General features: G+C 72.9%; 21 protein-coding genes. 13 read left to right on the forward strand and 8 right to left on the reverse strand.

From position 1 onward, the window contains the following. Window positions 1-16 precede the first annotated feature (16 nt). Both SRB17_RS19315 and SRB17_RS19320 read left to right on the forward strand, forming a co-directional pair. Entirely contained in the window at window positions 17-823 is an 807-nt protein-coding gene (locus tag SRB17_RS19315) for a hypothetical protein (protein WP_323375945.1), read from the forward strand. A 69-nt stretch (window positions 824-892) separates the two neighbouring features. After that, entirely contained in the window at window positions 893-1,222 is a 330-nt protein-coding gene (locus SRB17_RS19320; RefSeq protein ID WP_323376040.1) for a rhodanese-like domain-containing protein, read from the forward strand. A gap of 37 nt (window positions 1,223-1,259) precedes the next feature. Here SRB17_RS19320 and SRB17_RS19325 read toward each other — a convergent pair whose 3' ends face one another. The 6 genes from SRB17_RS19325 to paaA all read right to left on the reverse strand — a co-directional run bounded on the left by SRB17_RS19325 (window position 1,260) and on the right by paaA (window position 6,296). Continuing rightward, window positions 1,260-2,402, reverse strand: a complete 1,143-nt coding sequence (locus SRB17_RS19325) for an acyl-CoA dehydrogenase family protein (RefSeq protein ID WP_323375946.1) — start codon at window positions 2,400-2,402, stop codon at window positions 1,260-1,262. A 196-nt stretch (window positions 2,403-2,598) separates the two neighbouring features. After that, entirely contained in the window at window positions 2,599-3,663 is a 1,065-nt protein-coding gene (locus tag SRB17_RS19330; protein WP_153540342.1) for a 2Fe-2S iron-sulfur cluster-binding protein, read from the reverse strand. Then, window positions 3,663-4,220, reverse strand: a complete 558-nt coding sequence (gene paaD / locus SRB17_RS19335) for a 1,2-phenylacetyl-CoA epoxidase subunit PaaD (protein WP_153540344.1) — start codon at window positions 4,218-4,220, stop codon at window positions 3,663-3,665. Before paaD ends, SRB17_RS19330 begins: the two co-directional genes overlap by 1 nt. Then, window positions 4,214-4,945 carry a 1,2-phenylacetyl-CoA epoxidase subunit PaaC gene (gene paaC / locus SRB17_RS19340; RefSeq protein ID WP_323375947.1) on the reverse strand — a complete coding sequence of 244 codons (732 nt, stop codon included), beginning with the start codon at window positions 4,943-4,945 and terminating at the stop codon, window positions 4,214-4,216. Before paaC ends, paaD begins: the two co-directional genes overlap by 7 nt. Continuing rightward, on the reverse strand, window positions 4,942-5,229 hold the full coding sequence (gene paaB, locus SRB17_RS19345; protein ID WP_014673816.1) for a 1,2-phenylacetyl-CoA epoxidase subunit PaaB: 288 nt from the start codon (window positions 5,227-5,229) through the stop codon (window positions 4,942-4,944). Before paaB ends, paaC begins: the two co-directional genes overlap by 4 nt. Beyond that, window positions 5,226-6,296, reverse strand: coding sequence for a 1,2-phenylacetyl-CoA epoxidase subunit PaaA (gene paaA / locus SRB17_RS19350; protein ID WP_228396137.1), 1,071 nt, complete (start codon window positions 6,294-6,296; stop codon window positions 5,226-5,228). Before paaA ends, paaB begins: the two co-directional genes overlap by 4 nt. A gap of 359 nt (window positions 6,297-6,655) precedes the next feature. Between paaA and SRB17_RS19355 the strand changes: the two genes are divergently transcribed. Genes SRB17_RS19355 through SRB17_RS19365 form a run of 3 tightly spaced genes read left to right on the forward strand, consistent with a single transcriptional unit; the run spans window position 6,656 to window position 9,611 of the window. After that, complete coding sequence (locus SRB17_RS19355; protein ID WP_153540346.1) at window positions 6,656-7,603, forward strand: DUF5819 family protein; 948 nt, start codon at window positions 6,656-6,658, stop codon at window positions 7,601-7,603. Next, on the forward strand, window positions 7,600-8,859 hold the full coding sequence (locus tag SRB17_RS19360; RefSeq protein ID WP_323375948.1) for an HTTM domain-containing protein: 1,260 nt from the start codon (window positions 7,600-7,602) through the stop codon (window positions 8,857-8,859). The genes SRB17_RS19355 and SRB17_RS19360 overlap by 4 nt, the downstream gene beginning before the upstream one ends. After that, window positions 8,856-9,611, forward strand: coding sequence for a TrmH family RNA methyltransferase (locus SRB17_RS19365; RefSeq protein WP_153540351.1), 756 nt, complete (start codon window positions 8,856-8,858; stop codon window positions 9,609-9,611). Before SRB17_RS19360 ends, SRB17_RS19365 begins: the two co-directional genes overlap by 4 nt. Here the strand turns inward: SRB17_RS19365 and paaN are convergent. Then, complete coding sequence (gene paaN / locus SRB17_RS19370; protein WP_153540353.1) at window positions 9,608-11,299, reverse strand: phenylacetic acid degradation protein PaaN; 1,692 nt, start codon at window positions 11,297-11,299, stop codon at window positions 9,608-9,610. The two genes, SRB17_RS19365 and paaN, sit on opposite strands and share 4 nt — an antisense overlap. Window positions 11,300-11,459: 160 nt before the next feature. Here paaN and SRB17_RS19375 point away from each other — a divergent pair, with 160 nt between their 5' ends. Both SRB17_RS19375 and SRB17_RS19380 read left to right on the forward strand, forming a co-directional pair. After that, the gene (locus SRB17_RS19375) at window positions 11,460-12,977 is read left to right on the forward strand and encodes a 3-hydroxyacyl-CoA dehydrogenase (RefSeq protein WP_153540355.1); all 1,518 of its coding nucleotides are present in this window, start codon (window positions 11,460-11,462) and stop codon (window positions 12,975-12,977) included. Beyond that, complete coding sequence (locus SRB17_RS19380; protein WP_153540357.1) at window positions 12,974-13,561, forward strand: TetR/AcrR family transcriptional regulator; 588 nt, start codon at window positions 12,974-12,976, stop codon at window positions 13,559-13,561. The genes SRB17_RS19375 and SRB17_RS19380 overlap by 4 nt, the downstream gene beginning before the upstream one ends. 25 nt (window positions 13,562-13,586) lie before the next feature. On the opposite strand, the gene SRB17_RS19385 is transcribed toward SRB17_RS19380, so the two are convergent. Further along, window positions 13,587-14,105 (reverse strand): Lrp/AsnC family transcriptional regulator, encoded by a 519-nt coding sequence (locus SRB17_RS19385; RefSeq protein ID WP_153541172.1) that lies wholly within the window; start codon window positions 14,103-14,105, stop codon window positions 13,587-13,589. Window positions 14,106-14,295: 190 nt separating this feature from the next. Between SRB17_RS19385 and pdhA the strand changes: the two genes are divergently transcribed. The 6 genes from pdhA (at window position 14,296) to SRB17_RS19415 (ending at window position 21,442) form a co-directional block, all read left to right on the forward strand. Further along, window positions 14,296-15,450, forward strand: coding sequence for a pyruvate dehydrogenase (acetyl-transferring) E1 component subunit alpha (gene pdhA, locus SRB17_RS19390; RefSeq protein WP_153540358.1), 1,155 nt, complete (start codon window positions 14,296-14,298; stop codon window positions 15,448-15,450). Then, window positions 15,447-16,451, forward strand: a complete 1,005-nt coding sequence (locus tag SRB17_RS19395) for an alpha-ketoacid dehydrogenase subunit beta (RefSeq protein ID WP_153540360.1) — start codon at window positions 15,447-15,449, stop codon at window positions 16,449-16,451. The genes pdhA and SRB17_RS19395 overlap by 4 nt, the downstream gene beginning before the upstream one ends. Next, on the forward strand, window positions 16,451-17,899 hold the full coding sequence (locus SRB17_RS19400; RefSeq protein ID WP_153540362.1) for a dihydrolipoamide acetyltransferase family protein: 1,449 nt from the start codon (window positions 16,451-16,453) through the stop codon (window positions 17,897-17,899). The genes SRB17_RS19395 and SRB17_RS19400 overlap by 1 nt, the downstream gene beginning before the upstream one ends. Before the next feature lie 69 nt (window positions 17,900-17,968). Continuing rightward, a complete protein-coding gene (locus SRB17_RS19405; RefSeq protein WP_323375949.1) occupies window positions 17,969-18,883 on the forward strand; it encodes an NTP transferase domain-containing protein in 915 nt (304 codons plus the stop codon). Beyond that, on the forward strand, window positions 18,880-20,229 hold the full coding sequence (locus SRB17_RS19410) for a molybdopterin molybdotransferase MoeA (RefSeq protein ID WP_153540364.1): 1,350 nt from the start codon (window positions 18,880-18,882) through the stop codon (window positions 20,227-20,229). The genes SRB17_RS19405 and SRB17_RS19410 overlap by 4 nt, the downstream gene beginning before the upstream one ends. A 232-nt stretch (window positions 20,230-20,461) precedes the next feature. Continuing rightward, entirely contained in the window at window positions 20,462-21,442 is a 981-nt protein-coding gene (locus SRB17_RS19415; protein WP_153540366.1) for an NAD(P)H-quinone oxidoreductase, read from the forward strand. The last annotated feature ends 66 nt before the right edge of the window (window positions 21,443-21,508 follow it).

Raw genomic sequence — 21,508 nt, forward strand, 5'->3', positions numbered from 1 at the left:
CGCCTACCCTGTTCGCGTGACGACCCCGGATGCCGAACAGCCCCCGCGCCCCGAGGAACGGCTCGAGCAGGCCGTACGGGCCGCCGAACAGGCGTTGATCGAGTACGAGATCGCCGTGGAGACGTTCCGCGTCGAGGTCGAGAACTTCTCTCGCCTGCACGAACAGCGCCTCGGCCCGCTCTACGCCCGCATCGAGGTGCTGGACGCCGAGATCGCCGAGGCCAGGGCCACCCGCACCGGCGACCCGGAGGACATCCGCCGAGCCGAGGAGGCCCGCGCGCGGATCCTGCCGATCCCCGGTGTGGAAGAGCTGCTGCACGGCTGGATGGACGGCCACGGCCTGTTCCCGGAAGCCGCCGCCATGCTCACCGACCAGGCCGTACGGCCCCCGGAGCGGGTGCGGCCCAGCGAGGAGGCCCGCAAGCTCTACCGCGAGCTCGCCCGCAAGGCGCACCCCGACCTCGTACAGGAGGAAGAGGAGCGGCAGCGGCGTGAGGAGTTCCTCACCCGGGTCAACGCCGCCTACGCCCGTGGCGACGAGACCCTGCTGAAGGAGCTGGCCGAGGAGTGGGCGGCCGGCCCGGTGCCGCCCGAGCGGCGCCCGAGCCCGGCCGAGGAGCTGTACGCCCGCCTCGAGTGGCTCGCCGAGCGCAAGGAACTGCTCACCCTCGTCGCCCGCGAACTGGAGGAGGGCGCGATCGCCGGCATGCTCCGGCTCGCCCCCGACGACCCCGACGGGCTGCTCGAGGAGATCGCCGCCAAGCTGCGCTCCGACATCGCCCAGCGGGAGACGGAACTGGCGGCCCTGCTGGAGCAGGGCTGAGCCGAGGCTCGTGTCGGCCGGCTCCGGGGACCTTCGGGTAGCGTCGGGGACATGAGTTTTGGAGCTGGTGTGCCCACGGTCGAGGTCACGGACCTCAAGGACGGCGACTTCCTGCTGGACGTCCGCGAGGACGACGAGTGGCAGGCGGGCCACGCCGAGGGAGCGCTGCACATCCCCATCAGCGAGTTCGTGGCCCGATACGGCGAGCTGACCGAGGCCGCCCCACAGGACGGCCGCGTCCACGTCATCTGCCGCTCCGGCGGCCGCTCGGCGCAGGTCACCATGTACCTGGTCCAGCAGGGCATCGACGCGGTGAACGTCGACGGCGGCATGCAGGTCTGGCAGGCCGCGGGCCGCCCCGTGATCGCCGACGACGGCCGGCCCGGCTTCGTCCTGTAGTCCGATCCCGGTCCCCGGCCGCTCCGGGGCCGCGTGGTCAGCCCAGCGGATGGGCGGCGAGCAGGTCCCCGAGCCTCTCCTCGTACGCCGCCGCCGGGCCGAGCGCCAGTTCCAGGTGCTTGGCCCACGCGTGATAGCGGTGCAGCGGGTAGTCGGTGTCGGCGCCGAAGCCGCCGTGCAGATGCTGTGCCGTCTGCACCACCCGGCGCACCCCCTCCGCCGCCCAGATCTTCGCCACCGCGACATCCCCGGCGGCGGGTAGCACGCCCGTCGCCCCTGAGGCGATCCGCCAGGCGGCCTGCCAGAGGGTGGCCTCCATGGCGCGCAGATCGATGTAGCGGTCCGCGGCCTGCACGGCCACCGCCTGGAAGGTCGCGATCGGATACCCGAACTGCTCCCGCTTTCCGGTGTACTCGGCCGTCATCCTCAGCACCCGCTCGCCCAGCCCGAGCGCCAGCGCGCAGGTGCCGGTGGTGAGCAGCGCGTGCAGCCACTCCCAGGCGCCGTCGGTCTCGATGACGTCGTCCGCGGCGATCCGCACGGACGCCAGCCGCAGCTCGGCCAGCCGCTCCCCGCTGGTCGACACCTGCTCGGCGAGCGTCACCCCGTCCTGCTCACGCGGGATCAGCGCGAGTACGGTCCGCTCGGCGGCCGTGCCCTCGAGGTGCGCCGGTACGACGACGAGGTCCGCGTCGTACGCCCACGGCACCGCCGTCTGTACCCCGTCCAGCACCCAGACGGGACCGTCCCGCCGTGCGCCGACGGCCAGTTCGGCCGGGTCGTGGCCGGTACGGCCGTTCGCCGCGACGGTCAGCACCAGCTCACCCCGCCCGGCGCGCGCGAGCACACGGTCCGCGAGCTTCGCGCCGCCGTAGGCCTGTACGGCCGCTGCCGCCGCGCTGTGCTCCAGCAGCGGCACCCGGGCGAGCACCTTGGCGGACTCCCGCAGCACCAGGCACAGCGCGATCGCGTCCAGACCGGAACCGCCGTGTGCCTCGTCGAGCAGCAGGCTCAGCAGATCCGCCTCGGCCAGCCGGGACCACAGCTCCCGGTCGAAGCCCTCGGCCACGACGCCGGTGGTGAGCGCCGGGCTGGGCACCGCGTCCGGTTCCACCCCGGCGAACACCCCGCGCGCCGCCTCGGCCGCTGCCCGCTGCTCCTCGGTGAAGGTGAAGTCCACGGCCTGTCCTTCCGACGGGTCGGTGAGCTGACGGGGCGTCAGGGTAGAACAGGTTCTAGGAGAAGGGAATGGCGTGGGAGGGGGGCCGGGGGCTCCCGGCGGAGTTCTGGTGTTCCTGGGGGGGGGCCTCCCCCTCCCCCCTCCCTCCCCACCCCCCTGCTGAGTTGCCCCCTCCCAGTCGGCCCACGCCCAAGCCTCAGCGGTCGAAGTCCAGCTCCACCTGCTCCGTCAGCGGATGCGACTGGCAGGCCAGTACATAGCCGGCTTCCGTCTCCTCCGTCTCCAGGGCGAAGTTGCGGTCCATGCGGACCTCACCGGAGACCAGGAAGGCACGGCACGTCCCGCACACGCCGCCCTTGCAGGCGTAGGGCGCGTCGGGGCGGTTGCGCAGGACCGTCTCCAGCAGCGTCTCGCCGTCGCGCACCGGCCAGGTGCCGCCTCGTCCGTCGAGCCGGGCGGTGACCGCGCTGTGCGCGGGGGCCTGGGCGGTGCCGGCCGGGGGCGAGCCCGCGTCCACATGGAAGATCTCCTGGTGGATGCGGGACCTGTCCACGCCCAGCTCGCGCAGCGCCTGCTCCGCGCCCCGTACCAGCCCGTACGGCCCGCACAGGAACCAGCCCGCGACCTCGCCGACCGGCAGCAGCGCGGGCAGCAGCCCGGTGAGCCGCTCGCGGTCGAGCCGGCCGGACGGCAGACCCGCCTGCTGCTCCTCGCGGGAGAGCACGGTCACCAGCTGAAGCCGCTCGGGATAGCGGTCCTTCAGGTCGGCGGCCTCCTCCAGGAACATCGTCGAGGCGGCCGTGCGGTCGCTGCGTATCAGGCAGAACCGGGCCGCCGGCTCGCGGGACAGCAGGGTGGAGACGATGGACAGCACCGGGGTGATGCCGCTGCCGCCGACGACCGCCGCGTACAGCCCCGGCGCCGGTTCCAGGGTGAAGCGGCCGGCCGGGGTCATCACCTCCAGCACGTCGCCGACGTTGATCTCCTTCAGCGCGTAGGCGGAGAAGGCTCCGCCCTCCACCAGCCGCACGCCCACCCGCAGGGTGTCGGGGCCCGCGCCGGCCGGGTCGGGCGCGGGGGAGCAGATGGAGTAGGTGCGTCGTATCTCGGCGCCGTCGACCTGCCGGCGCAGCGCCAGATGCTGGCCGGGTGCGTGCCGGTACTCCTCGCGCAGCTCGGGCGGGACGGTGAAGGTGAGGGCGACGGAGTCGTCGGTGATCCGGTCGACCTCGGCCACCGGGAGCGGGTGGAAGCGCGCCATCACAACTCCTTGAAGTGGTCGAACGGTTCACGGCAGGCGAGGCAGCGGCGCAGTGCCTTGCACGCGGTGGAGGAGAATCTGCTGAGCAGTTCGGTGTCGGCGGAGCCGCAGTGCGGGCAGCGGACGGGCTCGATGGTCGCGTCCCCGGTGGGCGCATCCGCGGTGGGCGTGTCTGCGGGCCGGGTCGGGCCGAGGGTCAGCGGGACCGGGCCGGAGGCGGCGCGCACGCGCGGGGGAGCGATGCCGAACTCCCGGAGCTTGCGACGCCCTTCGGCGCTGATGTCGTCGGTCGTCCAGGCGGGACTGAGCACCGTGCGGACCGTGACCTCGTGCATGCCGTGGGCGCGCAGCACCCGTTCGATGTCCACGCTCATCGCCTCGATGGCGGGGCAGCCGGTGTAGGTGGGGGTCAGCTCGACCTCGACCGTGCCAGGGCCGTGGAGACGCACCGCGCGCACCACGCCCAGCTCCTGGAGCGTGAGCACCGGCAGTTCGGGGTCGGGCACCGAGCCGGCCAGCTCCAGCAGCTCTGTTTCCAGGGCGGTGGCGGTCACCATGTCGCCCCCGGGTGGCTGCGGTGCAGATGCTGCATCTCGGCGAGCATCCGACCGAAGGGTTCGGTGTGCAGGCCCTGCCGTCCGGCGCCGGCCGACCAGGCGCCGGTGCGCGGTCCCTCGGGGAGGGGGAGAGTGGCCCGGCCGAGGACGTCCTGGACGGACTCCTGCCAGTGCTTGTCCAGTCGGGTCCAGTCGGCGTCGAGGCCCTCCACGGGCTGGAACATCTCACCGGTGAACTTCCACAGGCCCGCGATGGCGCGGCGCATCCGTTCGTGGCTGGTCTCCGTGCCGTCGCCGAGGCGGAGCGTCCACTGCTCGGCGTGGTCGCGGTGGTAGGCGACCTCCTTGACCGCTTTCGCGGCGAGAGCGGCGAACGGGCCGTCGCCTGATGCAAGTTCGGCGTACAGCAGCTGCTGGTAGGTGGAGAAGTACAGCTGGCGGGCGATCGTGTGGGCGAAGTCGCCGTTCGGCTGCTCGACCAGCTGGAGGTTGCGGAAGGCCCGCTCCTCGCGCAGGTAGGCCAGTTCGTCCTCGTCGCCGGTCAGGGACAGCAGCACGCGGGCCTGGCCGAGCAGGTCGAGGGCGATGTTCGCGAGGGCGACCTCCTCCTCCAGGACGGGGGCGTGCCCGGCCCACTCCCCGAGCCGGTGGGAGAGCACGAGGGCGTCGTCGCCGAGGGCGAGGGCGGCGGTCACCGGGACGGTGTCGGGGCCGGTGGCGGTCACAGGTGCTTCACCCCTTCCGGGATCTCGTAGAAGGTCGGGTGCCGGTAGGGCTTGTCGGCGGCCGGCTCGAAGAACGGGTCCTTCTCGTCCGGCGAGGACGCGGTGATCGCGGCGGCCGGGACGACCCAGATGGAGACGCCCTCGCCGCGGCGGGTGTACAGGTCGCGGGCGTTGCGCAGGGCCAGTTCCGCGTCGGGGGCGTGCAGGCTGCCGGCGTGGGTGTGGGAGAGGCCGCGCCGGGAGCGCACGAAGACCTCCCACAGGGGCCAGTCGGTGGTGCTCATGCTCGCTCCGCTCCTGTCGCGTGTGCTGACTCGTTACGTGTCTCACCGGTGCCGGTCGTGCCGGGAGTGGGGCCGCCGGTTCCGCCGGTGTGCTTGGCCGCGTAGGCGGCGGCCGCTTCCCGCACCCACGCGCCCTCGTCGTGGGCGCGCCTGCGCTGGGTGATCCGCTGTTCGTTGCACGGGCCGTTGCCCTTGAGGACCTCCCAGAACTCCGTCCAGTCGATCGGGCCGAAGTCGTAGTGCCCGCTTTCCTCGTTCCACCGCAGGTCCGGGTCGGGGAGGGTGAGGCCGAGGGACTCGGCCTGGGGGACGCAGATGTCGACGAAGCGCTGGCGCAGCTCGTCGTTGGAGTGCCGTTTGATCTTCCATTCCATCGACTGCGCGGAGTGCTGGGACTCGTCGTCGGGCGGGCCGAACATCATCAGCGAGGGCCACCACCAGCGGTTCACCGCGTCCTGCGCCATCGCGTGCTGCTCTGGTGTGCCCTTGCTGAGGGCCAGCAGCGACTCGTAGCCCTGGCGCTGGTGGAAGGACTCCTCCTTGCAGATCCGCACCATCGCGCGGGCGTACGGGCCGTAGGAGCAGCGGCACAGCGGGACCTGGTTGGTGATCGCGGCGCCGTCCACGAGCCAGCCGATCGCGCCGACGTCGGCCCAGGTCAGGGTCGGGTAGTTGAAGATCGAGGAGTACTTCTGGCGGCCGCTGTGCAGCTTGTCGAGCAGCTCGTCGCGGCCGGTGCCGAGGGTCTCGGCCGCGCTGTACAGGTACAGGCCGTGGCCGGCCTCGTCCTGGACCTTGGCCATGAGGATCGCCTTGCGGCGCAGGGAGGGCGCGCGGGTGATCCAGTTGGCCTCCGGCTGCATGCCGATGATCTCGGAGTGCGCGTGCTGGGCGATCTGCCGGACCAGGGTGGCGCGGTAGGCATCGGGCATCCAGTCGCGCGGTTCGATGCGTTCGTCGGCGGCCACGGCCCTGTCGAAGGCGTGCTGGAAGGCCGCCGTGCCGGCGGTGTCCGGTGCGCCGTCCGCCTTCGTGCGGGCCGTGCGCTGCGCGGCTGCTGTGGCCATGCGGTCCCCCTGACCTCGGGCTCTGCGATGGGACTCTCCCGACCGATCGTTCGGTCCATGCGCATCAATGGTGTGCCGGGCCGACGTGGGGTGTCAACCGCTGTGGAAAACTCCGGCGGGCAGCCTGTGGACAACCCGCGCGAGGGCGGCTGGGGCGGGGTTCCGGCCGTACCGCGTGGCGAGGACCACGGCCCTTGGGGCGTACCCGGGGCTGCGCCCGGTGGCCCGGGCTGAGTACCGTTCCGTGCGTATCGCCGAGCAGTGGCGTACGTGAAGGGTGGGGCGCTCGTGGCGGGCGCCGCGTCACGGAGCCGCGCCACTGGACCGAATGACTGAGCCGAAACGGGGGACGGGGCGGAATGGACGCGTACGACGAGGACCCGGGGGCCCGACCCGACCCCGGCGGGTCGGCCCGGGCGCGTCGCCCGGAGGCCTCCCCGACCGGCATGGACTCCTCGGCAGGGATGGATTCCCGAGCCGACGTGGACTCCTCGGCAGACGTGGCTTTCCGGGCCGAAGCCGAGTCCTCGGCCGACGCGGCGTCCCGGGCGGACGTCGAGTCCCCGGCCGCCGCCGAATCACGGGTGGACGCGGATGCCGCCCGCAGTGAGAGCTCGGTGGCCTCGGGGGCCGACCTCCCCGTCCCGCCCCCCGCGCCCCGTACGGGTGTGGCCGCTCTCTCTCCCCGCTACCAGGTCGCCGCCGCGCTGGCGCTCGCGGTCGTCGGTGTCGCGGCCTGTGTGCATCTGCTGATGGTGTTCCTCAGTCTCGCCCCCGCGAACACGGTGACCAAGCAGCACGGCAAGGCCGTCGAGGAGTGGGTGTTTCCCGAGTTCGAGCAGAACTGGAAGCTGTTCGCACCCAACCCGCTGCAGCAGAACATCGCCGTCCAGGTGCGCGCCGTCGTGCGGGCGAAGGACGGCGGGCTGCGCACCACCCGGTGGACCGACCTCTCCGCCCAGGACGGCGCCGCCATCGACGGCAACCTGGTGCCGAGCCACACCCAGCAGAACGAGCTGCGCCGCGCCTGGGACTTCTTCACCGCCACGCACAGCGCCGACAACCAGTCGGTGGGCATGCGCGGCTCCCTCTCCGAGCAGTATCTGCGCCGGATCGTGGTGATGCGCCTGTACCGGACCTACCCGGCCGGCCGCGACGGCGTCATACAGCGCGTCCAGATCCGTTCCAGCACGACGAATGTGCAGCCGCCCGCGTGGAGCGGTGAGCGCGTGTCCGACAAGCCCGTCTACCGCGTGCTGCCCTGGTGGACCGTGACGGCCGACGAGGCAGCGGGAGGTGTGCGGTGAACGGGCTCTCCCTGACCCTCTCCCGCGGTATCGCCAGGGTCACCGAATCGGCTCTGGGGCCGTACCAGAGCGCCGTCATCCGCATCGGGTTCGCCGGGACCTGGCTGCTGTTCCTGCTGCGCGAGTTCCCGCACCGCCAGGAGCTGTACGGCCCGGCCGGGCCGTGGGGCTGGAACCTCGCCAAGGAGCTGACCGCCGACAACCACGCCTTCACGGCCCTGCTGTGGTCCGACGGCCAGCTGTGGTTCGAGTGCTGCTACCTGCTGGCGCTCCTGGCCGGCGCGGCGCTGCTGCTCGGCTGGCGCACCCGTACGGCGGCCGTGCTGTTCATGGTGGGTGTGCTGTCGCTGCAGAACCGCAGCGTCTTCATGGGCGACGGCGGCGACAACGTCCTGCACCTGATGTCCTTCTACCTCGTGTTCACGCGCTGCGGACAGGTGTGGTCCCTGGACGCACGGCGGGCGGCGCGCGCCGAGGCGACACGCGTGCGTGGGGAGCGGGTCTCCGCCGACCGGGTGGGACCGGGCCTGTGGGCGGTGTCCGGTCTGGCGCTGCTCATGGCGACGTTCACCGGCCGGTTCGACAACGGCTGGCTGATCCCCGCGCTGATGTGGACGGCCTGGGCGGTACTCGGCCTGTGGTGGGCCGTGGACCGATGGGCGAGATCGCAGCAGCCGCGGATCCTGCTGGACGTCATCGCCAACGTCCTGCACAACGGCGCCCTGTTCGTGATCATGGCGGAGGCCTGCCTGATCTACGCGACGGCCGGCTGGTACAAGATCCAGGGCTCGCGCTGGCAGGACGGCACCGCCGTCTACTACCCCCTCCACCTGGACTACTTCTCGCCCTGGCCCGGACTCGCCGACCTGATGTCCTCCAGCGGCACGATCATGATGGTCGTCGCCTACGGCACGGTCATGGTGCAGGTGGCCTTCCCGTTCACCCTGTTCGACCGGCGGGTCAAGAACGTCCTGCTGGTGCTGATGATGACCGAGCACGCGGTGATCGCGGTCGTGCTCGGCCTGCCGTTCTTCTCGCTGGCGATGATCACCGCGGACTCGGTCTTCCTGCCGACGGCGTTCCTGCGCCGGGTCGGTGCGCTCGTCGCACGCGCGCCTGGGCGGATCGTCCGGCGTGGCGGGCCCACGGTGCCCGCGCCGCGCTCCCCCGAAGCCGGCCCCGAGGGGAGCCCGCAGGGCCGATGGGGGTCACCCCGGGCGAGCGCGGCCGAGCGTGGGGGAGGCTTCACGGCATGACCGACCCGCTGACCCGCTGGCGCGAGCACGCCGAGGACGCCGTGCTGCTCGACGGCTTCCACGCCCTCAAGCACGCGCTGCGCTTCGGCGCCGAGGTCCCGGTGGCGATCACCACCGACCGGCGTGCCGCGCTCGCCCTCGCCGAGGAGCTGGCCGGGGACGTACGGGACGCGCTGGACGCGCTGCTCACCCAGGTGCCCGCGCAGACGTACGCCTCGCTCGTCCCGCGGCCCCACCCGACCGGTGTGGCCGCGCTTGCCGTACGGCCGTCCCGCGAGGCCAACCTGCGCAGGCTCGCCCACTTGCCCCGCACCGCGCCCGTCGTGGTCCTGGACAACCCCCGCAACCTGGGCAACGCCGGTGCCGTGATCCGGCTGGCCGCCGGTTTCGGGGCGACCGGCGTGGTCACCACGGGCACCCTCGACCCCTGGCACCCCACGGTGGTGCGCGGTGGCGCCGGCCTGCACTTCGCGACCGCCGTGGAACGGCTGGGCGTCGACGAGCTGCCCCCGGGGCCGGTGTTCGCGCTGGACCCCGAGGGCGACGACATCCGGGGCGTGCAGCTCCCGGACGACGCCGTCCTCGCCTTCGGCTCCGAGCGCAGCGGCCTTTCGGCAGAACTACGCGCGCGTGCCGACCACTTGCTGTCCCTGCCCATGCGCCCCCAGGTGTCCAGCTACAACCTGGCAACGAGCGTGGCGATGACGCTGTACCACTGGAGTGCGACCGGGGGCGCGCCTACGGCTTCCTAGGCCTCGCGGCGGACCTCCACCACCCGGAACCGGCTGGCCACGAACGCCCCGTCGCACAGAGCGGCGTTGGCCGCCGGGTTGCCGCCCGAGCCGTGGAAGTCGGAGAACGCGGCGGTCTGGTTCACATACACCCCGCCGGTCAGGTTGAGCGACAGCTGGGCCGCCTCCTCCAGGCACACCTCCTCGACGGCCTGCTCCACCTCGCGGTCGGCGGTGTAGGCGCCGACCGTCATCGCACCCTTCTCGCGGACCGTACGGCGCAGCAGCTCCACCGCGTCGGCCACCGAGTCGACCGCGACGGCGAAGGAGACGGGGCCGAAGCACTCGCTCATGTAGGCGGCCTCGTCGTCCGGCTTGGCGCCGTCCAGCTTGACGATGACCGGGGTGCGCACGACCGCGCCCGGGAAGTCCGGGTTGCTGATCTCCCGGGAGGCGAGGGCCACTTCGCCGAGGCCGGCGGCGGCTTCCAGGCGGGCCTTGACGTCCGGGTTGACGATCGCGCCCAGCAATGCGTTCGCGCGGGCGTCGTCGCCGAGGAGGCCGTCGACCGCGCGGGCGAGGTCGGCGGTGAACTCGTCGAAGGTCTTGGGGCCCTGGTCGGTGCGGATGCCGTCCCGGGGGATGAGCAGGTTCTGCGGGGTGGTGCACATCTGGCCGCTGTACAGGGACAGCGAGAACGCCAGGTTGGACAGCATGCCCTTGTAGTCGTCCGTGGAGTGCACGACCACCGTGTTGACGCCGGCCTTCTCGGTGTAGACCTGCGCCTGGCGGGCGTTGGCCTCCAGCCAGTCGCCGAAGGACGTCGACCCGGTGTAGTCGATGATCTTGACTTCGGGGCGGGTGGCGAGGGTCTTGGCGATGCCCTCGCCGGGGCGCTCGGCGGCCAGCGCCACCAGGTTCGGGTCGAAGCCCGTCTCGTCGAGCACCTGGCGCGCGATCTGCACGGTGAGGGCGAGCGGCAGCACCGCGCGCGGGTGGGGCTTGACCAGGACCGCGTTGCCGGTGGCGAGGGAGGCGAACAGGCCCGGGTAGCCGTTCCACGTCGGGAAGGTGTTGCAGCCGATGAGCAGGGCGAGGCCGCGCGGGACCGGAGTGAACTGCTTGGTGAGGGCCAGCGGGTCACGCTTGCCCTGCGGCTTGGTCCACTCGGCCGTCTCGGGCGTGCGGACCTGCTCCGCGTACGCGTACGCCACCGCTTCCAGGCCGCGGTCCTGGGCGTGCGGGCCGCCCGCCTGGAACGCCATCATGAAGGCCTGGCCACTGGTGTGCATGACGGCGTGCGCGAACTCGTGCGTCCGGTCGCCGATCCGCTTCAGGATCTCCAGGCACACCAGCGACCGGGTTTCCGCGCCCGCGTCCCGCCAGGCCCGCTGCCCCGCCTTCATCGCCGGGATCAGCGCGTCCACGTCCGCGTGCGGGTAGCTGACGCCCAGCTCGATGCCGTACGGCGACACCTCGTCGCCCACCCAGTCGTCGGTGCCGGGCTGGCCGAGGTCGAGGCGGGTGTTCAGCAGGGCGTCGAAGGCGGCCTTGCCCGCAGCCGCGTCCAGGCTGCCGTTCTCGCCGTAGGCCTTCGGGTGCTCGGGGTGCGGGGACCAGTACGCGCGCGTGCGGATCGTTTCCAGCGCCTGGTCGAGCGTGGGCCGGTGCTTGGCGATCAGCTCGTCGGCGGTCAGTTCGGCGGCCATGCGGGACCAACTCCTCGTCTGGAGAACTCATCGTCGAGTTCGTCGACCTGGCGGAAAGAGCAGCGGGATCGGGCGGTCAGAGCTAGAGTAACCGAACGATCGGTCGGGACAAGGGGGCCTGCCGCATCTGTGGAAAACGCCGTGCGGGAGGATCGCGCACATGACAGCACTCGACCTCAGCAGCCCTGTGGCCGTCGTCGGCACCGGCACCATGGGCCAGGGCATCGCCCAGGTCGCTCTGGTCGCCGGTCACCCCGTGCGGCTCTACGACGCAGTCGCCGGGCGTGCCCGGGACGCGGCAGCGGCGATCGGCGCCCGCCTCGACCGGCTCGTGGAGAAGGACAGGCTCGGCGCCGCCGACCGGGACGCGGCCCGCGCCCGTCTCCGGCCCGCGGAGAGCCTCGCGGAGCTGGCGGACTGCTCCCTGGTCGTCGAGGCCGTCCTGGAGCGGCTGGACGTCAAGCAGCAGCTCTTCGGCCAGTTGGAGGACATCGTCACCGAGGACTGCCTGCTCGCCACCAACACGTCCTCGCTGTCGGTGACGGCCATCGGCGGTGCCCTGCGCCGGCCCGGCCGGTTCGTGGGCCTGCACTTCTTCAACCCGGCACCGCTCCTGCCGCTGGTCGAGGTCGTCTCCGGGTCCGCCACCGACGTCACGTCGGCCACGCGCGCGTACGAGACCGCTCGGGCCTGGGGCAAGACCCCGGTGGCCTGCGCCGACACCCCGGGCTTCATCGTCAACCGGATCGCCCGGCCGTTCTACGCCGAGGCCTTCGCGGTCTACGAGGCCCAGGCCGCCGACCCGGCCACCATCGACGCCGTCCTGCGCGGGTCGGGTGGCTTCAAGATGGGCGCCTTCGAGCTGACCGACCTGATCGGGCAGGACGTCAACGAGTCCGTCACCCATTCGGTGTGGCAGTCCTTCTTCCAGGACGTGCGCTTCACCCCGTCCCTCGCCCAGCGCCGACTGGTCGAGTCCGGCCGGCTCGGCCGCAAGACCGGGCACGGCTGGTACGACCACGCCGAGGACGCCGAGAAGCCCGAGCCGCACACCGCCGACAAGGAGCAGCCGCCCGCCTACGTCGTCGCCGAGGGCCGCCTCGGCCCGGCGGCCGAGTTGCTCACGCTGATCCGCGAGGCGGGCATCCAGGTCCGCGAGGAGGACGAGGACAACGGCACCCGCCTGGTGCTGCCCGGCGGCGGCCAGCTGGTGCTCGCCGACGGCCAGACCTCCGTGGAGTTCCGCGACGTCGTCTACTTCGACCTCGCCCTCGACTACCGCGCGGCCACCCGCATCGCCCTGTCCGCCTCCCAGGACACCTCGTCGCACACCCTCGCCGAGGCCACCGGCCTCTTCCAGGCCCTCGGCAAGGACGTCAGCGTCATCGGTGACGTCCCCGGCATGATCGTCGCGCGCACGGTCGCCCGGATCATCGACCTCGCGCACGACGCCGTCGCCAAGGGCGTCGCCACCCAGGAGGACATCGACACGGCCATGCGCCTCGGGGTGAACTACCCGCTCGGCCCGTTCGAGTGGGACCGCAGGCTCGGCCGCGAGTTCGCCTTCGACGTCCTGGACGAGATGCACGAGCGCGACCCCTCCGGACGCTACGCGCCGTCCCTCGCGCTCTACCGCCACGCGTACGCCATCGACGACAAGCGGGAGGGCACCTCATGACCACGGCCAAGCGCGACACGTACACGCCCGAGACGCTGCTTGCCGTGGCCGTCCAGGTGTTCAACGAGCGCGGGTACGACGGCACCTCCATGGAGCACCTGTCCAAGGCGGCCGGCATCTCCAAGTCGTCGATCTACCACCACGTCAGCGGCAAGGAGGAGCTGCTGCGCCGGGCCGTCAGCCGCGCCCTGGACGGCCTGTTCGCGATCCTGGACGAGGAGCACGCGCGCGTGGGGCGGCCCGTCGACCGGCTGGAGCACGTCGTACGGCGCATGGTCGAGGTGCTCACGGGAGAGCTGCCGTACGTGACGCTGCTGCTGCGGGTGCGCGGCAACACCGCCACCGAGCGGTGGGCGCTGGAGCGGCGGCGCGACTTCGACCACCGGGTGGCGGAACTGCTGAAGGCCGCGGCGGCCGACGGGGACGTACGCGGTGACGTCGAGGTCCGGCTGGCCACCCGGCTGGTCTTCGGAATGATCAACTCGATCGTGGAGTGGTACCGGCCGGACCCGCGCGGCACCGGCGAACGCGAGGTGGCCGACGCCGTGGTCAGACTGGTCTTCGCGGGCCTCAAGCAGAGCTGAGATCAGGCCTCCGGCACGCCTACGGTCACGGCTCCGGCTCCAGGTCCTCCTCCTCGAACACCAGCAGCGTGCGCGTGCTGAGCACCTCGGGAATCGCCTGGAGCCGGGTGAGCACCAGCTCGCGCAGCGCCCGGTTGTCGGGCGTGTGCACCAGCAGCAGCACGTCGAAGTCGCCGCCCACCAGCGCGATGTGCGAGGCGCCGGGCAGCTGCCTGAGCTGCTCGCGGACCGTGCGCCAGGTGTTCTGGACGATGTTCAGCGTGACGTACGCCGAGGTGCCGTGCCCCGCCCGCTCGTGGTCCACGCGCGCGCTGAAGCCCCGGATCACCCCGTCCTCGACGAGGCGGTTGATGCGCGCGTAGGCGTTGGCGCGCGAGACGTGGACGCGTTCGGCGACGGACCGTATCGAGGCGCGGCCGTCCGCCTGGAGAATCTTCAGGATGTCCTGATCGATGGCGTCGAGTGGGCGCGGCGGCGGCAGCGGGGCGCCGTCCACGGGCCGCGGGGGCGGGAGCACGCTGCCGTCCTGCGGTCCGTCGGCCATTTGTTCAGATGCCATTGCCCCCCGCTCCCTCTCCGTGGACGTCCTGCGTTCATTCCAGGCTGTGGAGAACCGTTTGTCCACAGCCTGGAGGTGCCTGTAGCCAAAATGTGCTGGCGACCGAACAATCGGTTGGTGAGGCGCCTCACAGCCGACGCGTCTCCCGTAGCCGCTCCCACGAGGAGGTGCCGTCATGACGGTCATGGAGCAGCGGGGCGCGTACCGGCCATCGCCGCCGCCCGCCTGGCAGCCCCGTATGGACCCCGCGCCGCTGCTGCCCGACGCCGACCCCTACCGCGTCCTCGGCACCGAGGCGGCCGCCAAGCCCGACCCGGACCTGCTGCGCCGGCTCTACGCCCAGCTGGTGCGCGGTCGCCGCTACAACACGCAGGCCACGGCGCTCACCAAGCAGGGCCGCCTCGCCGTCTACCCCTCCAGCACCGGCCAGGAGGCCTGCGAGGTCGCCGCAGCCCTGGCCCTGGAAGAGCGGGACTGGCTCTTCCCCAGCTACCGCGACACTCTCGCCGTCGTCGCCCGGGGCGTCGACCCCGTCGAGGCTCTCACCCTGCTGCGCGGCGACTGGCACAGCGGCTACGACCCCTACGCCCACCGGGTCGCCCCCCTCAGCACCCCGCTGGCCACCCAGCTGCCGCACGCCGTCGGCCTCGCCCACGCCGCCCGCCTCAAGGGTGACGACGTCGTCGCGCTCGCCATGGTCGGCGACGGCGGCACCAGCGAGGGCGACTTCCACGAGGCCCTGAACTTCGCCGCCGTCTGGCAGGCCCCGGTCGTCTTCCTCGTGCAGAACAACGGCTTCGCCATCTCCGTCCCGCTCGCCAAGCAGACCGCCGCCCCCTCCCTGGCCCACAAGGCCGTCGGGTACGGCATGCCGGGCCGGCTGGTCGACGGAAACGACGCGGCGGCCGTGCACGAGGTCCTCAGCGACGCGGTACGGCACGCGCGCGCGGGCGGCGGCCCGACCCTGGTGGAGGCGGTGACCTACCGGATCGACGCCCACACCAACGCCGACGACGCCACCCGCTACCGCGGCGACGCCGAGGTCGAGGCCTGGCGTGCGCACGACCCGATCGAGCTGCTGGAGCACGAGCTGACCGAGCGCGGGCTGCTCGACGAGGCCGGCATCGAGGCCGCCCGGAAGGATGCCGAGGCCATGGCCGCCTCCCTGCGCGAACGTATGAACCGCGACCCCGAACTGGACCCCATGGCCCTCTTCGACCACGTCTACGCCGAGACCACCGCCCAACTGCGCGAACAGCGCGCCCTGCTGCGGGCCGAGCTGGAAGCCGAGCACGAGCGGCACGACGAGCAGGAAGGCGGCGCCCGATGACCACCGTCGCCGTCAAGCCCGCCACCATGGCGCAGGCCCTCACGCGCGCGATGCGCGACGCGATGGCCGCCGACCCGGCCGTGCACGTCATGGGCGAGGACGTCGGCACCCTCGGCGGTGTCTTCCGGGTCACCGACGGCCTCGCCAAGGAGTTCGGCGAAAACCGCTGCACCGACACCCCGCTCGCCGAGGCCGGCATCCTCGGCACCGCTGTCGGCATGGCCATGTACGGGCTGCGCCCCGTGGTGGAGATGCAGTTCGACGCCTTCGCCTACCCGGCGTTCGAGCAGCTGATCAGCCATGTCTCCCGGATGCGCAACCGCACGCGCGGCCGCATGCCCCTGCCCATCACCGTCCGCGTCCCCTACGGCGGCGGCATCGGCGGCGTCGAGCACCACAGCGACTCCTCCGAGGCCTACTACATGGCCACCCCGGGACTGCACGTGGTCACGCCCGCGACCGTCGCCGACGCCTACGGCCTGCTGCGCCAGGCCATCGCCTCCGACGACCCGGTCGTCTTCCTGGAGCCCAAGCGGCTGTACTGGTCGAAGGACTCCTGGAACCCCGAGCACCCCGCGGACGTGGAGCCCATCGGCCGTGCGGTGGTGCGCCGCCAGGGCCGCAGCGCCACGCTGATCACCTACGGCCCCTCCCTGCCGGTCTGCCTGGAGGCCGCCGAGGCCGCGCAGGCCGAGGGCTGGGACCTGGAAGTGATCGACCTGCGCTCGCTGGTGCCGTTCGACGACGAGACGGTCTGCGCGGCCGTACGACGCACCGGACGCGCGGTCGTCGTCCACGAGTCCACCGGGTTCGGCGGGCCGGGCGGCGAGATCGCGTCCCGGATCACCGAGCGCTGCTTCCACCACCTGGAGGCGCCGGTGCTGCGCGTCGCCGGCTTCGACATCCCCTATCCGCCGCCCATGCTGGAGCGGCACCACCTGCCCGGCGTCGACCGCATCCTGGACGCCGTGGCCCGGCTGCAGTGGGAGGCCGAGGGCTGATGGCACAGGTGCTGGAGTTCAAGCTCCCCGACCTCGGAGAGGGACTCACCGAGGCGGAGATCGTCCGCTGGCTGGTCCAGGTCGGTGACGTCGTCGCCGTCGACCAGCCGGTCGTCGAGGTCGAGACGGCCAAGGCCATGGTCGAGGTGCCCTGTCCGTACGGCGGTGTGGTCACCGCCCGCTTCGGTGAGGAGGGCACCGAACTGCCGGTCGGCGCGCCCCTGCTGACGGTGGCGGTGGGACCGCAGGCCCCGGCGGGCGACAGCGAGGGGTCGGGCAACGTCCTGGTCGGATACGGCACCTCGGAAGCCCCGGCCCGGCGCCGTCGGGTCCGGCCGGCGACCTTCGTGACGGGTGCCGCGAACGGCAGCACCGGTGCCGACGGAGCACGGACTACGGGCGTGCCCTCCGGCCCGGGCCCCGATAGGCGGCAGAACCCGGCCGCGGCCTCCGGTGCGGCCCGGCTGGACGGAACGGCCGCCACCAACGGTATGGCGACCACCAGAACGGCCCACGCGCGCGTGGACGCGCTCCACGCCGAGGGGCCGGTGCCGGTGATCTCCCCCCTGGTCCGCCGGCTCGCCCGCGAGGGCGGTGTGGACCTGCGGCAGCTGGCGGGCTCGGGCCCGGACGGGCTGATCCTGCGCGCCGACGTCGAGGGCGCCCTGCGGGCCAAGGCCACCCCGGCACCCGCGGTGCAGGAGCCGGTCCGCGCCGCGGCCTCGCCGGCACCCGCCGCCGCTGCGGCCACCCGCGGCGCGGGCACCCGCATCCCCCTCAAGGGCGTGCGCGGTGCCGTCGCCGACAAGCTCTCCCGCAGCCGGCGGGAGATCCCGGACGCCACCTGCTGGGTCGACGCGGACGCGACGGAACTCATGCGCGCGCGTGCCGCCATGAACGCGACCGGCGGACCGAAGATCTCCCTCCTCGCGCTGCTCGCCCGGATCTGCACGGCCGCTCTCGGCCGGTTCCCCGAGCTGAACTCCTACGTCGACATCGAGGCCCGCGAGATCGTCCAGCTCGACCAGGTCCACCTCGGGTTCGCCGCGCAGACCGAGCGCGGGCTGGTGGTGCCGGTCGTCCGGGACGCCCATGCGCGCGACGCCGAGGCACTGACCGCCGAGTTCGCCCGGCTCACCGAGGCCGCCCGCACCGGGACGCTCACGCCCGGGGAACTCACCGGCGGGACCTTCACGTTGAACAACTACGGCGTCTTCGGCGTCGACGGCTCCACGCCGATCATCAACCACCCCGAGGCGGCCATGCTCGGCGTCGGCCGGATCGTCCCCAAACCCTGGGTGCACGAGGGCGAACTGGCGGTACGTCAGGTCGTCCAGCTCTCGCTCACCTTCGACCACCGGGTGTGCGACGGCGGCACGGCAGGCGGCTTCCTGCGGTACGTGGCGGACTGCGTGGAACAGCCGGCGGTGCTCCTGCGCACCCTGTGACGCCCGCGGGCCCGGAACAAGGGGCCCCGCGGACGACACGAGCGGGGCCCCTCGGGACATACTCGGGGGGTGACCGACAACGCCCCCGCCGCCCCCGGGACGCCCGTGCCGTACGACGCCGTCGTGCTGGCCGGCGGCGCCGCCCGGCGGCTGGGCGGGGCCGACAAGCCCGGTCTGCGGGTCGGCGGCCGGGCGCTGCTCGACCGGGTGCTCACGGCCTGCGCGGACGCCGGGACAACCGTCGTGGTGGCCGACCGGCGGCCCACCGCGCGGCCGGTGCGCTGGGCGCGCGAGGAGCCTCCCGGCGCCGGACCGGTCGCCGCGCTGGAGGCCGGCCTGCGGCACACCACCGCCGAGCACGCGGTCGTCCTCTCCGCCGACCTGCCCTTCCTCCGGCCGGCCACGCTGCAGCGGCTGTTGACCGCCCTCAGCGACACCGGCACCGACGGCGCGCTGCTCACCGACGCCGACGGCCGCGACCAGCCGCTCGTGGCCGCCTATCGCACCGCCGCGCTCCGCCGTGAGCTGGCCGCCCTCGCGGCCGGACCCGACGGCCTGGCCGGACTGCCCCTGCGCCGGCTGACCGGCGCCCTCAGCCTCACCCGCGTCCCGGACCCGCTCGCGTCCTTCGACTGCGACACCTGGGACGACCTCGTCAACGCCAGGGCACGCATCAGGGAGCATGGGCACGTGTTGGATGAATGGATCTCCGCAGTCAAGGACGAGCTGGGCATCGACCTGGACGTCGACACCGGCGTCCTGCTCGACCTGGCCCGTGACGCCGCGCACGGCGTGGCCCGTCCCGCCGCCCCGCTGACCACCTTCCTCGTCGGATACGCCGCCGCCCAGGGCAAGGGCGGCCCCGAGGCCGTCGCCGAGGCCGCCCGCAAGGCGGCCGCGCTCGCCCTGCGCTGGGAGGAAGAGAGCAACGCGGGCGGCGGGAAAGAGAACAGCGGGGGCCCGAGCGCCCCGGACGCCGGATGAGCGCCCCCGGAACCCGGGCCGCAGCGCCCGCCGAGGACAGCGACGATCTCGATGTCGAGGAGGCCCTGGCCCTCGTGAGAGAAGCCAAGGACGACCGCGCGGACCAGGTCCCCTCTCCGGCACCCGAAGCGCACGGCGAGCGGCACCGGGCCACCCCGTGGGCCCAGGCCCGCGAGATCGCCGCCCGCGCCGCACGCGCCCGGGTCCGCCGCACCCCCGTCTCCGTGCCGCTCGGCGACGCCCTCGGCCTGGTCCTGGCCGCCTCGCTCGACGCACTCACCGACCTGCCCTCCTTCGACACCTCCGCGATGGACGGCTGGGCGGTCGCCGGGCCGGGACCCTGGGACGTACGGGACGAGGGAGTGCTCGCCGGGCACGCGCAGCCCGGGCCGCTCACCGACGGCGAGGCGGTCCGGATCGCCACCGGCGCCCGCATCCCGGCCGACACCACCGCCGTTCTGCGCAGCGAGCACGGCCGTACCGACGCGCAGGGGCGGCTCCACGCCACGCGGGAGGTCGCGCACGGCCAGGACATCCGTCCACGCGGTCAGGAGTGCCGCAGCGGCGACCAGTTGCTGCCCGTCGGCACCCGGGTCACCCCCGCCGTCCTGGGCCTTGCCGCTGCGGCCGGATACGACACCGTCACCGCCGTACCGCGGCCCCGTGCCGAAGTCCTCGTGCTCGGCGACGAACTGCTGGCCGAGGGACGGCCGCGTGACGGGCTGATCCGGGACGCGCTCGGCCCCATGCTGCCGCCGTGGCTGCGCGCGCTCGGCGCCGAGGTCGTCGCGGTGCGCCGGATCGGTGACGACGCCAAGGCCCTGCGCAGGGCCGTCACCGGCTCCGAGGCCGACCTCATCGTCACCACGGGTGGCACCGCGGGCGGACCCGTCGACCACGTCCACCCCATCCTGGAACGCATCGGCGCCGAACTCCTCGTCGACGGCGTCAAGGTGCGCCCCGGCCATCCCATGCTGCTGGCCCGCACCAAGGACGCCCAGCACCTCGTCGGCCTGCCCGGCAATCCCCTTGCGGCTGTCTCCGGCCTGCTCACGCTTGCCGAACCGTTGCTGCGCACCCTGGCCGCCCACCCGGCCCCCGAGCCGTACACACTGCCGCTCAGCGAGGCGGTACAGGGGCATCCGTACGACACCCGGCTCATCCCCGTGGTGCTGCGTGGCGACGGTGCCGTACCGCTGCACTACAACGGTCCGGCCATGCTCCGCGGCATCGCCGCCGCCGATGCCCTGGCTGTCGTACCGCCCGGCGGGGCTCGGCAGGGCGAGGAGACGGAACTCCTGGACCTGCCGTGGGCGACCGCCGGGATCGAGGTGTGTTTCACGTGAAACGTCCGGGTCGTGACGTCGGCGCACCCCAGGCGGGGGGCTGCAGCCGACGGACCGGCTGATCAGCATCGTGCGGGCGCGTTCGGGGAGCCCAGGTCACCCCCGCAAGGTCGCACCGGAAGGGCACCCCGCACACCCGGCCCTCGGCCCGCGGCTGACGCGGCGTCCCGGAGGTCCCTCAGCGAGCGGGTCTGCCCCGGAGATGGCATCCACGGGGAGTAGCGTCACGGGCATGCATGCGATCACGATTCCCGAACCTGGTGGCCCCGAGGCGCTGGTGTGGGCGGAGGTCCCCGATCCGGTGCCCGGCGAGGGCGAGGTGCTGGTCGAGGTGGTGGCCAGCGCCGTCAACCGTGCCGACATCCTGCAGCGGCAGGGCTTCTACAACCCGCCGCCCGGGGCCTCCCCCTACCCCGGCCTGGAGTGCTCCGGCAGGGTCGCCGCGCTCGGATCCGGAGTGTCGGGCTGGGCCGTCGGCGACGAGGTGTGCGCGCTGCTCGCGGGTGGCGGATACGCGGAGAAGGTCGTCGTACCGGCCGGGCAGCTGCTGCCCGTGCCCGAGGGGGTCGACCTCAAGCAGGCGGCCGCGCTGCCCGAGGTGGTCTGCACGGTCTGGTCCAACGTGTTCATGATCGCCCACCTGCGGCCCGGTGAGACGCTGCTGGTGCACGGCGGGTCCAGCGGCATCGGGACCATGGCGATCCAGCTCGCCAAGGCCGTCGGGGCCAAGGTCGCGGTGACGGCCGGCACGAAGGAGAAGCTGGAGCGGTGTGCCGAACTGGGCGCCGACATCCTGATCAACTACCGCGAACAGGACTTCGTCGCCGAGATCGAGCAGGCCACCGGGGGTGCGGGGGCCGACGTCATCCTCGACAACATGGGCGCGAAGTACCTGGACCGTAACGTTCGGGCGCTTGCCGTCAGCGGGCGGCTCGCGATCATCGGCATGCAGGGTGGGGTGAAGGGGGAGCTGAACATCGGCACGTTGCTGAACAAGCGGGCCGCGATCAGTGCGACTTCGCTGCGGGCGCGGCCACTGAGCGAGAAGGCGTCGATCGTGGCGGCCGTGCGGGAGCATGTGTGGCCGTTGCTGGCCGGGGGGCATGTGGGGCCGGTGGTGGATCGGGAGGTGCCGATGGCGGAGGCGGCCGAGGGGCATCGGGTGGTGGAGGCCAGTGGGCATGTGGGGAAGGTGCTGCTGGTGACGGCGTGACGGCGTGACGGCGTGACGTCGTGACGGCGGGAGGTCGTAGCGGCGGGGAGCTGGCGCGGTGCGGCG

The organism is Streptomyces sp. RB17, from assembly GCF_009604455.1.
Taxonomy (GTDB): domain Bacteria; phylum Actinomycetota; class Actinomycetes; order Streptomycetales; family Streptomycetaceae; genus Streptomyces.